Annotated in this window: 13 protein-coding genes; 8 read left to right on the forward strand and 5 right to left on the reverse strand. The window is 59.1% G+C overall.

Translation table 11 applies throughout. The features are described 5' to 3' along the window. Window positions 1-19 precede the first annotated feature (19 nt). The 5 genes from AABB31_RS03310 (at window position 20) to AABB31_RS03330 (ending at window position 5,868) form a co-directional block, all read left to right on the forward strand. On the forward strand, window positions 20-1,027 hold the full coding sequence (locus tag AABB31_RS03310) for a sugar ABC transporter permease (RefSeq protein ID WP_342075855.1): 1,008 nt from the start codon (window positions 20-22) through the stop codon (window positions 1,025-1,027). Further along, entirely contained in the window at window positions 1,027-2,184 is a 1,158-nt protein-coding gene (locus tag AABB31_RS03315; RefSeq protein ID WP_373635420.1) for a carbohydrate ABC transporter permease, read from the forward strand. The genes AABB31_RS03310 and AABB31_RS03315 overlap by 1 nt, the downstream gene beginning before the upstream one ends. A gap of 124 nt (window positions 2,185-2,308) precedes the next feature. Beyond that, the gene (locus tag AABB31_RS03320; RefSeq protein WP_373635829.1) at window positions 2,309-3,925 is read left to right on the forward strand and encodes an alpha-glucosidase; all 1,617 of its coding nucleotides are present in this window, start codon (window positions 2,309-2,311) and stop codon (window positions 3,923-3,925) included. 12 nt (window positions 3,926-3,937) lie between these two features. After that, complete coding sequence (locus tag AABB31_RS03325) at window positions 3,938-5,026, forward strand: ABC transporter ATP-binding protein (RefSeq protein WP_373635421.1); 1,089 nt, start codon at window positions 3,938-3,940, stop codon at window positions 5,024-5,026. Window positions 5,027-5,097: 71 nt separating this feature from the next. Beyond that, entirely contained in the window at window positions 5,098-5,868 is a 771-nt protein-coding gene (locus AABB31_RS03330) for an HpcH/HpaI aldolase/citrate lyase family protein (protein ID WP_342075852.1), read from the forward strand. On the opposite strand, the gene AABB31_RS03335 is transcribed toward AABB31_RS03330, so the two are convergent. From AABB31_RS03335 to AABB31_RS03350, 4 genes are all read right to left on the reverse strand, one after another. Further along, window positions 5,855-7,150, reverse strand: a complete 1,296-nt coding sequence (locus AABB31_RS03335) for an HlyC/CorC family transporter (RefSeq protein WP_342075851.1) — start codon at window positions 7,148-7,150, stop codon at window positions 5,855-5,857. The genes AABB31_RS03330 and AABB31_RS03335 overlap by 14 nt on opposite strands. A gap of 52 nt (window positions 7,151-7,202) precedes the next feature. Continuing rightward, window positions 7,203-8,123: a site-specific tyrosine recombinase XerD gene (locus AABB31_RS03340; RefSeq protein WP_373635830.1), complete on the reverse strand. Its 921-nt coding sequence runs from the start codon at window positions 8,121-8,123 to the stop codon at window positions 7,203-7,205. Between the two features lie 17 nt (window positions 8,124-8,140). After that, window positions 8,141-9,553, reverse strand: coding sequence for a hypothetical protein (locus AABB31_RS03345; RefSeq protein ID WP_373635422.1), 1,413 nt, complete (start codon window positions 9,551-9,553; stop codon window positions 8,141-8,143). Between the two features lie 91 nt (window positions 9,554-9,644). Beyond that, window positions 9,645-9,797, reverse strand: coding sequence for a hypothetical protein (locus AABB31_RS03350; protein ID WP_342075848.1), 153 nt, complete (start codon window positions 9,795-9,797; stop codon window positions 9,645-9,647). Window positions 9,798-9,948: 151 nt separating this feature from the next. Between AABB31_RS03350 and AABB31_RS03355 the strand changes: the two genes are divergently transcribed. After that, window positions 9,949-10,509, forward strand: coding sequence for a shikimate kinase (locus tag AABB31_RS03355; protein WP_373635423.1), 561 nt, complete (start codon window positions 9,949-9,951; stop codon window positions 10,507-10,509). Continuing rightward, complete coding sequence (gene aroB, locus AABB31_RS03360) at window positions 10,506-11,624, forward strand: 3-dehydroquinate synthase (protein WP_373635424.1); 1,119 nt, start codon at window positions 10,506-10,508, stop codon at window positions 11,622-11,624. The genes AABB31_RS03355 and aroB overlap by 4 nt, the downstream gene beginning before the upstream one ends. A 30-nt stretch (window positions 11,625-11,654) precedes the next feature. Here the strand turns inward: aroB and AABB31_RS03365 are convergent, their stop codons facing one another. Further along, window positions 11,655-12,158 (reverse strand): single-stranded DNA-binding protein, encoded by a 504-nt coding sequence (locus tag AABB31_RS03365; RefSeq protein WP_342075845.1) that lies wholly within the window; start codon window positions 12,156-12,158, stop codon window positions 11,655-11,657. A 139-nt stretch (window positions 12,159-12,297) separates the two neighbouring features. On the opposite strand from AABB31_RS03365, the gene AABB31_RS03370 reads away from it, so the two are divergent. Continuing rightward, window positions 12,298-12,888, forward strand: a complete 591-nt coding sequence (locus AABB31_RS03370) for a lytic transglycosylase domain-containing protein (protein WP_342075844.1) — start codon at window positions 12,298-12,300, stop codon at window positions 12,886-12,888. Window positions 12,889-12,890: the final 2 nt, after the last annotated feature.

A 12,890-nucleotide genomic window follows, 5' to 3' on the forward strand; every position in this document is an offset into this window, starting at 1 on the left:
GCGACGGGGGGAGCGAGCCATGCATCCAGCACTGCAAGGTTTAATGACGATCATTATCGGCGTGGGTGGCTGTGTCGGCTACTTTTATTCCGCGAACTTGTTTCTTGATAAGGTATTGTTCAAGCCTGAGGGCCCAAATGCCGGGCGCAATATCAACCGGGCCAATATGATCCGGCCATGGCTGTTCCTGCTGCCGGCGATCATCGCGCTGGGTCTCTACCTCGCTTATCCCGTCATTGCCACATTGCGCCTTAGCTTTCTGGAACGTCTGCCGGGGAACGAGTTCGCCTTTGTCGGTTTCGAGAATTATAGCAAGATGTTCGCCGAGCCGAAATTCATCGAGGCGATGAAAAACAATATCCTCTGGCTGATCATCGTGCCCGCTGCCGCAACCGGCTTTGGGTTGCTGGCCGCGCAGCTGACCGACCGGCTTAGCTGGGGGAATATCGCAAAATCCATCGTCTTCATGCCGATGGCGATCTCCTTTGTCGGTGCGGCCGTGATCTTCAAGCTGGTTTACGAGGCCCGGCCCGAAGATGTGGCCCAGATCGGCATTCTGAACCATCTCTATCTGCTCTTTGGTGGGGCCGAACCGCAGCAATGGCTGCAAATCCCATTCTGGAACAGCCTGTTTCTGATGGTTGTGCTGATCTGGATCCAGACCGGTTTTGCGATGGTGATCCTGTCTGCGGCCTTGCGGGGCATTCCCGAAGAAACCGTTGAGGCCGCGATCATCGACGGGGCGAACCCGTTTCAGATTTTCTTCAAGATCAAGATACCCCAGATCATGTCAACAATCGTGGTGGTCTGGACCACGATCACAATTGCCACGCTCAAGGTTTTCGACATCGTGTTCGCGATGACAAACGGGCAGTGGGAAACGCAGGTTCTGGCCAATTACATGTATGACAAGTTGTTCCGCGCCAATGACTGGGGCATGGGATCGGCTGCGGCCATGATTATCATGCTGATGGTCACGCCGATCCTTGTCTGGAACGTCTACAATGCCCGCAAGGAGATGCGCTGATGGATGCGATTGCAGGACGTAAGCCCATCGTCGTCTGGGCACTGAATATCTCGGTCGTTCTATTGGTCCTTTTGTGGCTGTTCCCGACCTTGGGTCTTTTTGTGTCGTCCTTCCGGACGGGGGACCAGATCACTGCCTCTGGCTGGTGGTCATCCATGTTTCCCGCCGAGCAGACGTTGCAGATCCGGGCTGCGGATCCCGATGATGCACGGGTTGATGCGGGTGATGGCGTCTTTGTGGTCGAAGGCAACATCTTTGGGGATGAACCCTTTGCCGGCGAGATCAGCGGCTGGTCGACCTCCAGCCGGACGCTGGGGGCCAATGCGCCGGGGGATACGTTTGACCTTGGCGATGGCGAGACATTCACCCTGAACGCGGACGGAACCTATATCTGGCAGGGCAATGACGACCAGATCAGTGGGCGGGCGCAGCGCGTGTTTATCGACGCAACAACGCCCCCCGATTTCACCTTGGATAATTACAGTTTCGTTCTGTTCGACGAAAACAACTCCGAAGGGATGGCCAAGGCGTTCTTTAACACGCTGACCGTGGTGATCCCGGCGACCATCATCCCGATCCTGATCGCGGCCTTTGCGGCCTATGCGCTGGCCTGGATGGATTTCCCGGGGCGGGCGATATTGATTGCGATTGTGGTTGGCTTGCTGGTTGTGCCGCTGCAATTGGCGCTGATCCCACTTTTGTCGCTGCATAACGCCATCGGGATCGGAAAGGGCTATCTGGGGGTCTGGCTGGCGCATACGGGGTTTGGCCTGCCGCTCGCGATCTATCTGCTGCGCAACTACATGGTAGGATTGCCGCGCGACATTATTGAGAATGCCAAGGTTGACGGGGCGACGGATTTCCAGATCTTTACCAAGATCATTCTGCCGCTCAGTTTCCCCGCACTCGCATCATTTGCGATTTTCCAGTTCCTGTGGACATGGAATGACCTTCTGGTGGCGTTGGTGTTCCTGATTGATGCCTCGGGCCAGACGACAGTGATGACCAAACAGATTGTCGAGCTGTTAGGCACGCGCGGCGGCGATTGGGAGATTCTGGCCACATCGGCCTTTGTTTCTATCGCGGTGCCGCTGCTGGTCTTCTTTGCAATGCAGAAATATCTGGTGCGCGGCCTGTTGGCCGGATCAGTGAAATAAAACGAAACGCTGTCCCGGGCCTGACCCGGGACCTCAACCTCAACCTCAGGTCCCGGAACAGGTCCGGGACTGCGGTGCAACAGGAATAACGGGCATGAACACAAACCTGGCCAGAACACCCGACATGGCGGTCGACAAGGATTGGTGGCGCGGCGCGGTGATCTATCAGATTTACCCGCGCAGCTATCAAGACAGCAATGGCGACGGCATTGGCGATCTGCGCGGCATCGTCCAGCGGCTGCCTTATATCGCGTCGCTTGGGGTGGATGCGATCTGGATTTCGCCTTTCTTCATGTCGCCCATGAAGGATTTCGGCTATGACGTCAGCGATTATTGCGACGTTGATCCGATGTTCGGCTCACTGGCTGATTTTGATGCGGTGGTCGAGACGGCGCACCGGTTGGGTGTGCGGGTGATGATTGATCTGGTGCTCAGCCATACCAGTGACCAGCACCCATGGTTTGCCGAAAGCCGGGCCAATCGGACCAATGACAAGGCAAACTGGTATGTCTGGGCCGACCCCAAACCAGATGGCACGCCCCCCAATAACTGGCTGTCGATCTTTGGCGGCTCTGGCTGGCAGTGGGATGCACGACGCGAGCAATATTACCTGCACAACTTTCTGACATCCCAACCGGACCTAAACTTTCATGAACCACAGGTGCAAGAGGCGCTGCTGGATGTGGCGCGTTTCTGGCTGAACAGGGGGTGCGACGGGTTTCGGCTTGATACGATCAACTTCTATACCCATGACGCCCAGCTGCGCGACAATCCGCCCCTGCCGCCGGAAAAACGGAACGCAACCATCGCGCCATCGGTTAACCCGTATAACCATCAGGAACATCTCTATTCCAAGAACCAGCCCGAAAACCTTGCGTTTCTGCGCAAGCTACGGGCCGTGATGGAACCCTATGGCGCGGCGGCTGTCGGCGAGGTGGGCGATGCGCAGCGCGGGCTAGAGATTATGGGCCAGTACACGGCTGGCCATGATCTGATGCAAATGTGCTATGCGTTTGAATTCCTCGCCAAGGACCAACCCACGCCCGCCCGCATTGTCGAAGTTCTCAACCGCGTTGATGACGTCGCGGCGGATGGCTGGGCCTGCTGGGCCTTCTCGAACCATGATGTGGAACGACACGCCTCGCGCTGGGATCTGCCGCCTGCGGCGCAACGCATGTTCGCGACACTGATCATGTGTCTGCGCGGGTCGGTGTGTATCTACCAGGGCGAGGAACTGGGCCTGCCCGAGGCGGATGTGGCATTCGAAGACCTGCAGGACCCGTATGGCATCGAATTCTGGCCAGAGTTCAAGGGCCGCGATGGCTGCCGCACGCCCATGGTCTGGGAGCCCAGCAACCAGAATGGCAGTTTTTCAGAGGCCAAGCCCTGGCTGCCCGTCGCGTCAGAGCATCTGCACCTAAGCGTCGCCGCCCAAGAGGAAGAGCCGGGCGCCTTGCTGCATCACTACCGCAAGGCCATCGCCTTTCGGCGGGCGCATTCGGCATTAAGCGTCGGCGGCCATGACAAGCTGCAGGCCAAGGGGGACGTTGTCTATTTCACGCGTATGGATGGCGATCAGACGATCTTTTGCGCGTTCAATGTCAGCGAAACACCGTCTGATTTTGATCTGCCTGCGGGCGATTGGGTGCGCATTGGTGACGATCTGGGCAGTGCGCAGGTATCGGCGGATGGAAGACTGCATTTGGGGCCGTGGCAGGTTTGCCTCGCGCTCAAACAATAGGGGAGGTGAGACATGGCTGATCTGAAACTGACAGATGTCGCCAAGATATATGGGGGCACGGTGGATGTTCTCAGGGACATCAATCTGGATATCAAAAAGGGCGAGCTGATTGTCTTTGTGGGCCCCTCTGGATGCGGTAAATCCACGTTGCTGCGGATGATTGCGGGGCTAGAGAAAATCACGGGCGGCACCCTCGAAATTGACGGCACCGTGGTGAATGACGTCCCACCGGCACAGCGCGGGATTGCGATGGTGTTCCAGTCCTACGCGCTTTATCCGCATATGACGGTGCGCGATAACATGTCCTTTGCCCTGAAACTGGCCAAGAAAACCCCTGCCGAGATTGACGAGGCCGTCAATCGCGCCGCCAAGATCCTGCAATTGGATGAATACCTTGATCGCCTGCCCAAGGCCCTGTCCGGCGGGCAGCGCCAGCGTGTTGCAATCGGCCGGTCCATCGTGCGCGACCCCAAGGTCTACCTGTTTGATGAACCGCTCTCGAACCTTGATGCCGCCTTGCGCGTGGCGACCCGGATCGAGATTGCCCAGCTTAAGGAATTGATGCCCGACAGCACCATGATCTACGTCACCCATGACCAGGTCGAGGCCATGACACTGGCCAGCCGGATCGTGGTTCTGGCCAATAAGGGGATTGCGCAGGTCGGCAGCCCGCTAGAGCTTTACGAGCGTCCCGAAAACGAATTTGTGGCGCAATTTATCGGCTCGCCCGCGATGAATATCCTGCCGGGTGAGATTATTGGCACGGGCGCCCAAACGACCATCAAGATGGATGGCGGCGGGACGGCCGTATCGGCGGTGCCGACCACCGGTGCGGATATGGGCCTGAAAGTGAACGTTGGCGTCCGCCCCGAGGACCTGATCGAAACCACGGGTGAGTATCTTTACGAAGGGACCGTGAACATCACCGAAGCCCTGGGCGAGGTCACCTTGCTCTATTTCGAGGCTGTGGGCGGGAACGATCCTGTCATCGGGAAGCTGCCAGGCATTCACAAGGATTTGCGCAAGAAAGTTGTGCGCCTGAACGCGGATCCGGCCAAGGTGCAGGTGTTCCACGAGGGTAGGTCGCTCTATTATCGCTGATCTGCGGGGTCTTGCGGTTGTGCCCTTGCTGTGATCGGGTCTGATCCAGCGACACGGGTGGAGGGCAGCTGATGGAAACGCCGCAAAATAAACTCAAGGCGGCGTTGGTCGCAGGTCAGGTGCAGCATGGCATCTGGCTGAACACAGGCACGGCTGTGGCCGCTGAAATCGCCGGGGGCATCGGGTTTGACTGGTGTCTGATTGATGGCGAACATGGACCCAACGCGCTGACAGAGCTTGGGCCGCAACTGCGCGCGCTGACAGCCACAGGAACCCAGGCCGTGGTGCGCATTCCCAATGCGGATGTCTGGATGATCAAGCAGGTTCTTGATTTGGGCGCGCAGACGGTTCTTGTCCCCATGGTCGACACTGCAGAAGAAGCGGCGCGTTTGGCCCACGCTATGCGCTACCCACCCGATGGGGGGCGTGGCATGGGGGGCGCATTGGCCCGTGCGACGGGGTACGGCGCGGTGACTGATTATGTGCATACGGCCAACGCACAGATGTGCCTGATGGTGCAGGCCGAAAGTGCGGCGGCCATCCAAAACCTTGATGCCATCGCCCGAACGGACGGGGTGGATGGTGTTTTCATCGGGCCTGCGGATCTGTCCGCGGATATGGGTTATCCCGGCCAGCCTGATCATCCGGATGTCGTCAAGACGATCGAAGACGCCATCGCGCGTATCGTTGACGCAGGCAAGATCGCGGGGATCGTCACATTCGATCCCGCTGATGTGCCGCGTTACGAGGCGCTTGGGGTAACCTTTCTGGGCGTTGGCGGCGATGTCCATACATTCCGGACAAGCCTTGCGGCCCTTTTGGGAGCGGTCAAAGCTTCCTGATTTTCAGGGTTGCGATCCGATTTTGCGCCTTTTCAAGCACCTCGAAGCGGAAGCCATGGAAAGAAAACACCTGACCTGCGACCGGGATCAATTGTGCCTCGTGAATAACAAGGCCAGCGACGGTGTTTGCCTCCTCGTCGGGCAGGTTCCAGTCATGCGCACGGTTGAGGTCCCGGATCGTCATGCCGCCATCAACGATATAGGCGCCATCTGATGTGGGCTCGATCTGGCCTTCCTCATGCTCGTCGAATTCATCGGCGATTTCGCCGACAATTTCTTCAAGGATGTCTTCGAGAGTGATCAAACCCTCAAGCCCGCCATATTCATCAACCACCAAGGCAAAATGCGTCTTGCGCTTCAGAAAATTGCGCATCTGTTCGCCAAGGGTCGTTGTCTCGGGGATGAAATAAGGCTCCATCGCGACCCGCATGACGTCAAATTCCTTCAGGCCCTTAGTCTGGCCGCCGGACATCAGTTTTTGCATCGCGCGCAGCAGGTCCTTGGCATGGATGACGCCCACGATGTTTTCCTGCTCGCCCTTGAACAAGGGCAGGCGGGTGTATTGGCTGGTCAGGATTTTTTCCAGAATCTCTTCTGGCGGCAATGCGGCATCAACCATTTCGATGCCGGACCTGTGCAGCATCACCTCTTCGACGGTGCGGTCATTCAGGTCAAGCGCGCCCAGAATCCGATCCCGGTCTTCTTTTTCCACGATACCTTCGGAATGGCCAAGCGACAGTGCGCCGGCGATTTCCTCGCGCACGGCAAGGATATGGCTGTCCGGATCGGTCCGGACCCCAAACAGAAACAGCACGCCGCGTACCAGATAGCGGACAGCCGTCACCACGGGCGAGAATATCAGCACAACCGCCCCAATTGGTGCCGCAACACGGGCCGCCACCGATTCGGGATATGTGATGGCAAAGGTTTTTGGCAGCACCTCTGCAAAGATCAGCACAAGCAGTGTCATGATCAGCGTCGCTGCCGCGACCCCGTTCTGCCCGAAAAGCTGGGTGAGAACGGCCGTGGCCAACGATGTGGCCAGAATATTGACGACATTGTTGCCCAGCAGGACAGAGCCAATCAGCCGCTCGTTATCCTCGGTGATTTTCAGCGCGCGCTCTGCGCCTTTGTTGCCTTTGTCGGCAGCGGTGCGCAGCTTTCCCCGTGACGCCGCCGTCAGCGCCGTTTCCGAGCCAGAGAAAAACCCCGACAGGATCAATAGGACAAAAATGGCGCCGGCCGTGATCCAAAAGGCCGCGTCAGATATCGTGGGTTCCATCAGAGGCTTTCTTCCAAAGTCGCTGCTGTTATGGGGCTTGTGCTGACCGGCTTCAAGTCTTGCCGGTCTTTGCAAGTGGATGATGGTTCAGAACCAGTTCTTTCAGCCGCTCATCCAAAACATGAGTGTAGATCTCGGTCGTGGCCACGTCTGTATGTCCCAGCATGGTCTGGATTGATCGCAGATCAGCCCCCCCCGCCAGCAGATGCGTGGCAAAGGCGTGCCGCAGGGTGTGGGGTGTGACCTTGGCAGGCGAAACCCCGCCCGCGACGGCAAATTCCTTGATCAATCCGAAAAACCGGTGCCGTGTCAGGTGACCCAGCTTGCCCCGAGACGGAAAAAGGAAAGGTGATGATGGCTTGCCATCTTTCTTGGCGATGTCTTCGTTGGCGTCACGTTGCACAAGATATGCAGCGAGGGCGGTGCGGGCGGGTGGTGACAGCGGCACAAGCCGTTCCTTGCCGCCTTTGCCGCGCACCAGCAGCATCCTTGGATCACCGCGCGCAGCCGCAACCGGCAGGCTGACCAATTCGGTCACGCGCATGCCTGTGGCATAAAGCAGTTCCATCAGGCAGGTATTGCGCAACGCATCGCGCTTGCTGTTGCGCGCGGCATCCAGCAGCCGGTCAACTTCGGCGATATCCAGCGTTTTGGGAAGTTTTTGCGTCCGGCCCGGCCCCTGGATCTGGATCGCGGGGTTGTCTGTGCGCCAACCTTCTTCAAACGCAAACCGGTAAAGCTGTTTGATCGCCGACAGACGGCGGGCCCGGGTCGATTTGGCAAGGCCGGCGGCCTCGCAATCAATCAGGTAGCCCTCGACCTGGTCCTGGGTCGCTGTTGCATAATGTTGGCCCTTGTCGGCCAGCCAGCCTGCGAAATCCTGCAGGTCGCGCGCATAGGCCAGCTGTGTGTTGGTTGCGGCGTCCAGCTCTGCGGCCTGGGCTTCCAGAAATGTCTGCACCCAGCGGGCCATGGACATATCGGCTGCGGTCACGTCGGCCGCTCCAGGATCATCAGCTGCAGCGACGCGCGGCGGGCGAGGTCTTCCAGACCGACGGACCGGAACAGTGCAAGCGCATCGGTAATCGCCCCGCTGTCACCGGCAAAGCCTGCATTGAACATTGCAATGGCCCGCAACAAGGCTTCGCCCAATCGGCCCTCGTCGACAAGCGTCTGCAGCACTGGCGGGACAGGCGCGCCGTTGAATGCGGACTGGATGGCCAGTTCCTTGGGCGTGCTGACCGCAACCTCTTGCGGCACACCGCGTGCAATCGCCGCAAGAAACGGATTGGCGCGCGCAGCCCCTGCGGACAAGGCGACATCCTCGTAATTTGCGGACAAAAAGCCCACCAAAGCGGCGATTTCGCCGGCTTGCCCGGCAAGCCCCAGATCATAGATCGGCTCACCATAGAGCTTGGCAAAGGGGACTTCGGCCCGCGCCCGGCGCATTGCATCCCAGGCGGGCGGCAGGCTTTGCGCAATGGCCGCCAGATCGCCCGTCGCGACAGCGGCGTCGAATGTCTGAAACACCTCCGCACGGTCCCAGATACCACCCGATGCAGCGGGGGTTCGGGCCGTGTAGACATCCTGCAGGACATTCTGCGAAATCGCATCAAAGCGGGCAAGCTTTTCGACCGCTTCAAGCTGTGACTTCCAGGCGGTGGTTGTGCGCAGATCGGCATGCGCAAAGGCCACCGGCAATGTGCTTGTGATCAGCGGCTCACCAATCGCGTCATGCATCCGGAAGGTCAGCGGGCTGACACGGTCAGGCGGATCAAGCGGCGGTTCGTCCTCGTACAGCTCGGGGTCGAGGAAACGCGACAGCAATGCCTCTTCCTGGGGGTTGATGTCGCCCAGAACGCGGTGGGTGTTCAGTGTCAGTGCGGCGGCGCTCCAATCCCCGTTGCGGGCCAGACAGAAGATGCGGGCAGGGTAGGTGGGCGCAATGGATGGGGTGTTCTTGATAACGTCGCAGGCGTCATCCTCACTGCCGGTCAGCAGGGCCACATCGAACCAGCGCCGGAACAGGGCGGGGGTGTCGGGGGTGGCCTCTTCGATCAGGGCCTTGGCCTGATCAAGGGCTGCCAGATCAAGCAGTTTATCCACCCGGGCCAGGAACAATGCGCCCTCGGGGCCCGCACCCAGGGGCGGATCAGCCTCGGCCAGCATCAGGACTTTCATGAAATCCTGAATAGCCGGCAGGGTGTCGACCCGTTCGGCACGCACCAGGGTGACCAATATATCCTCTGGGCTGGCCGACCACATGGTGCGGGGCAGGCCGGTGACGGTACCGGGCAGCAGACCGATCGGGTCCTTGGAGGCCCGATCAAGCGGGGTGACAGTGATCTGCGGCGTTTGCACACCATCGCTGACAGGTGGTTCGGCGATGGCGGCGGGTTCCACGCTCTGCGATAGCCAGTCGATGGCGGACAGGGGTGCGTCATCCTGCGCACCGGCATTGGCGGCAAGACTGCATAACAGGCCTGTCAGAAGGCTAGTTTGTTTCCAGCGTAACAGGATTTGATACCTCTTGGGTCGGCGCGGCAAAATCTGCCGGAAAGAAGACCGGACCGATATAGGCATATGCCACAAGGCCGACACCCGCCAATACGATCAGGAATGACAATATCTTTATCAGACGCCACATGCGCTGCCCCTTATGCCTTTTTTCTGCCTCTCGCCATGGTCTGGTGCCATGTATGATCGCATTTATATATGGTCTTTCGTGCAAGATCACGGCATTCATTCATTAATTTTTCAAATTGGCGTCATATGCCGCCGCCGCCAAGGACCTGTGAATGCCCGACACCCCTGACTTTGCGCTGACCAAGACGGTGGTTCTGGTGGGGATGATGGGGTCTGGTAAGACGGCAATCGGGCGGTCGTTGGCGGCTCGGCTTGATGTACCCTTTCAGGACAGCGACACCGCGATTGAAGAGGCGGCGGCCCTGACCATCGCCGAAATATTCTCGCGCGATGGTGAGCCGTTCTTTCGCAGACGCGAGACAGAGGTATTGCGCCGGTTGGTCACAGGCCCGGTCAGCATTGTATCAACCGGTGGGGGCGCGTTCATGACCGCCGAGAACCGCGGCATTATTGCCGCCGATGGCATCGCACTTTGGCTGGATGCCACATTGGAGACATTGTGGGAACGGGTCAGGCACAAGGATACCCGCCCACTTTTACGGACCCCGGACCCCAAGAAAACGCTCACCGACCTCTATCATGATCGCCGCCCGGTCTATGCAAAAGCCGGGATCAGGTTGGCCATTGACCCTGATGCATCCATCGAACAAACCACAGAAACAGCGCTTGGCGTATTGACCGAGGCCCGCATTGTTCAGGAGCGTGCGTTATGACAACCGAAACCGTGCGGGTTGATCTGCCTGGGCGCGAATACGACATTCATATCGGACCGGATATTATTGATAATGCTGGTGATTTCATCAAACCCTTTGGTGGGCGCCGGCATGTCTGCATCGTCACGGACACCAATGTCGCGGACCTGCATCTGACCCGGCTTACCACTGCACTTGCGCAGGCGGGGTTGACGTCTGAGGCGTTGGCTTTGCCGCCGGGCGAGGCCACAAAATGCTGGACCGAACTGGAACGGACCGTCGAATGGCTTTTGGGTCAAAAGGTTGAACGCGGTGATATGGTCGTGGCCTTTGGCGGTGGTGTCATCGGTGATCTGGCCGGATTTGCCGCGGCGATCCTGCGGCGTGGCGTGCGGTTCGTGCAAATTCCGACATCGCTGCTGGCGCAGGTCGATAGCTCTGTCGGGGGTAAGACCGGGATCAATTCGCCCCACGGCAAAAACCTGATCGGTGCGTTTCACCAGCCCAGCCTTGTGCTTGCCGATACCGCCCTTTTGGGCACGCTGACAGAGCGGGATTTCCTTGCTGGCTATGGCGAGGTCGTCAAATACGGGCTGCTGGGGGATGCGGCATTCTTTGAATGGCTTGAGGATCACGCCCCGCAGATGGCTGCTGGCGACATGGATGCGCGGGTGCGCGCAGTGACCCGGTCCTGCCAGATGAAAGCCGATATCGTGCAGCGTGACGAGACCGAGCAGGGCGACCGGGCGTTGTTGAACCTTGGACACACTTTCTGCCATGCACTGGAGGCGGCGACAGGTTATTCCGACCGGCTGCTACACGGTGAAGGGGTCGCCATTGGCTGCGCGCTTGCGTTTGAATTGTCGTCGCGTCTGGGCCTGTGCAGTCAGGAAGACCCAAGCCGTGTGCGTGCGCATCTGCGCGATATGGGTATGAAAGTCGACATCGCGGACATCCCCGGGGATTTACCGGATGCCCAGGGGCTGCTTGCGCTGATGGGGCAGGACAAGAAGGTATTGGCCGGGCAACTGCGCTTTATCCTTGCGCGGGGGATTGGTGAGGCGTTCATCACCGGCGATGTGCCAGTGGACGCCGTCCTGGGCGTCTTGCAGGATGCGCTGGCCCAGAAAGGATAAGACCCGCCGGATGGGCGGGTCCTGATCTAATCAAAACGGAATTTCGTCATCCATGTCGCCGCCGCCACCGCCGCCGCCTTGGGGCGCGCTGCCGCCCGAACTGCCACCATAGCCGCCGCCACCGCCGGAATACCCGCCGCTGTCACCACCATAGTTGCCGCCGCCACCGCCGCCGCCATCATTGCGGCCGTCCAGCATCGTCAGGTTGCCACCGATCCCTTGCAACACAACCTCGGTTGAATAGCGATCCTGACCGGATTGATCCTGCCATTTGCGGGTCTGCAACTTGCCCTCGATATAGACCTTGGATCCTTTGCGCAGATATTGTTCTGCAACGCGCACCAGACCTTCCTGAAAGATCGCAACGGAATGCCATTCCGTCTTTTCGCGCCGTTCACCCGTGTTTCGGTCTTTCCATGTCTCTGACGTGGCGATCCGCAGGTTGCATACTTTCCCGCCATTCTGGAAATTTCGCACCTCGGGGTCCGCCCCGAGATTTCCGATAAGAATAACCTTGTTCACTGATCCGGCCATACTGGCACCTCCCGCGATTCTTGTTTGGGCTTTTGTGACAGACTGGACACACAGAGTTAACAGAGAATTGCGGGCTGGGGTGGCTTCGCGCAGAAAAATGGCTAGGTTAGCCAGTGAAATTGGGTGCGGGCCAGACTGAATGCGGTTTTTGCGAAACTTGGGAATAGGTATTGTTGTGCTAAGTGCGTCCAGCGCACCCGCGCAAGAGCAGGTATCGACCATGTCGCGATCTGCGCTGTTTCAAAGCCAGTTGGACGTTCTGGATGGCCGGGCCAGCCAACAATACTCAAATTCCGTCCGATTACAGCCGCCGCGTATCGAGGTGCCGGGCGCGCCGGGCAGCACGCCTGCCTATACCGGCAGCTATCGCGGTCCCTATCTGGCCGTAGCCCGAGATGCCGCCCGTCGCAACCGCGTGCCAGAGGATCTGTTTTTCCGTCTTGTGCAGCAGGAAAGCGGCTGGAACCCGGTGGCGCGGTCCGTCAAAGGCGCGATGGGACTGGCGCAGTTGATGCCGCAGACCGCGAGGCTTTTGGGCGTTGATCCGTCGGACGCAGCCCAAAACCTTGAAGGTGGCGCCCGGTATCTGCGGCAACAATACGAGAAATTCGGCACCTGGCGCCTGGCGTTGGCCGCCTATAACGCCGGGCCGGGTGCTGTCGAGCGTTTCAACGGCGTCCCGCCTTATCGCGAAACGCAAAACTACGTGCGCATCATCTGGGGCGAATAAGG

It is taken from the genome of Yoonia sp. SS1-5 (assembly GCF_038443705.2).
In the GTDB taxonomy this organism is placed as follows: domain Bacteria; phylum Pseudomonadota; class Alphaproteobacteria; order Rhodobacterales; family Rhodobacteraceae; genus Yoonia; species Yoonia rhodophyticola.

Bases quoted from the DNA above. Each gene is read 5' to 3' on its own strand.
- AABB31_RS03320 (WP_373635829.1), top strand. From the start codon at position 2,309: ATGGCGGTCGACAAGGATTGGTGGCGCGGCGCGGTGATCTATCAGATT.
- AABB31_RS03365 (WP_342075845.1), bottom strand. From the start codon at position 12,158: ATGGCCGGATCAGTGAACAAGGTTATTCTTATCGGAAATCTCGGGGCG.
- AABB31_RS03330 (WP_342075852.1), top strand. From the start codon at position 5,098: ATGGAAACGCCGCAAAATAAACTCAAGGCGGCGTTGGTCGCAGGTCAG.
- AABB31_RS03355 (WP_373635423.1), top strand. From the start codon at position 9,949: ATGCCCGACACCCCTGACTTTGCGCTGACCAAGACGGTGGTTCTGGTG.
- AABB31_RS03310 (WP_342075855.1), top strand. From the start codon at position 20: ATGCATCCAGCACTGCAAGGTTTAATGACGATCATTATCGGCGTGGGT.
- AABB31_RS03325 (WP_373635421.1), top strand. From the start codon at position 3,938: ATGGCTGATCTGAAACTGACAGATGTCGCCAAGATATATGGGGGCACG.
- AABB31_RS03350 (WP_342075848.1), bottom strand. From the start codon at position 9,797: ATGTGGCGTCTGATAAAGATATTGTCATTCCTGATCGTATTGGCGGGT.
- AABB31_RS03340 (WP_373635830.1), bottom strand. From the start codon at position 8,123: ATGGCCCGCTGGGTGCAGACATTTCTGGAAGCCCAGGCCGCAGAGCTG.
- AABB31_RS03370 (WP_342075844.1), top strand. From the start codon at position 12,298: ATGCGGTTTTTGCGAAACTTGGGAATAGGTATTGTTGTGCTAAGTGCG.
- aroB (WP_373635424.1), top strand. From the start codon at position 10,506: ATGACAACCGAAACCGTGCGGGTTGATCTGCCTGGGCGCGAATACGAC.
- AABB31_RS03335 (WP_342075851.1), bottom strand. From the start codon at position 7,150: ATGGAACCCACGATATCTGACGCGGCCTTTTGGATCACGGCCGGCGCC.
- AABB31_RS03315 (WP_373635420.1), top strand. From the start codon at position 1,027: ATGGATGCGATTGCAGGACGTAAGCCCATCGTCGTCTGGGCACTGAAT.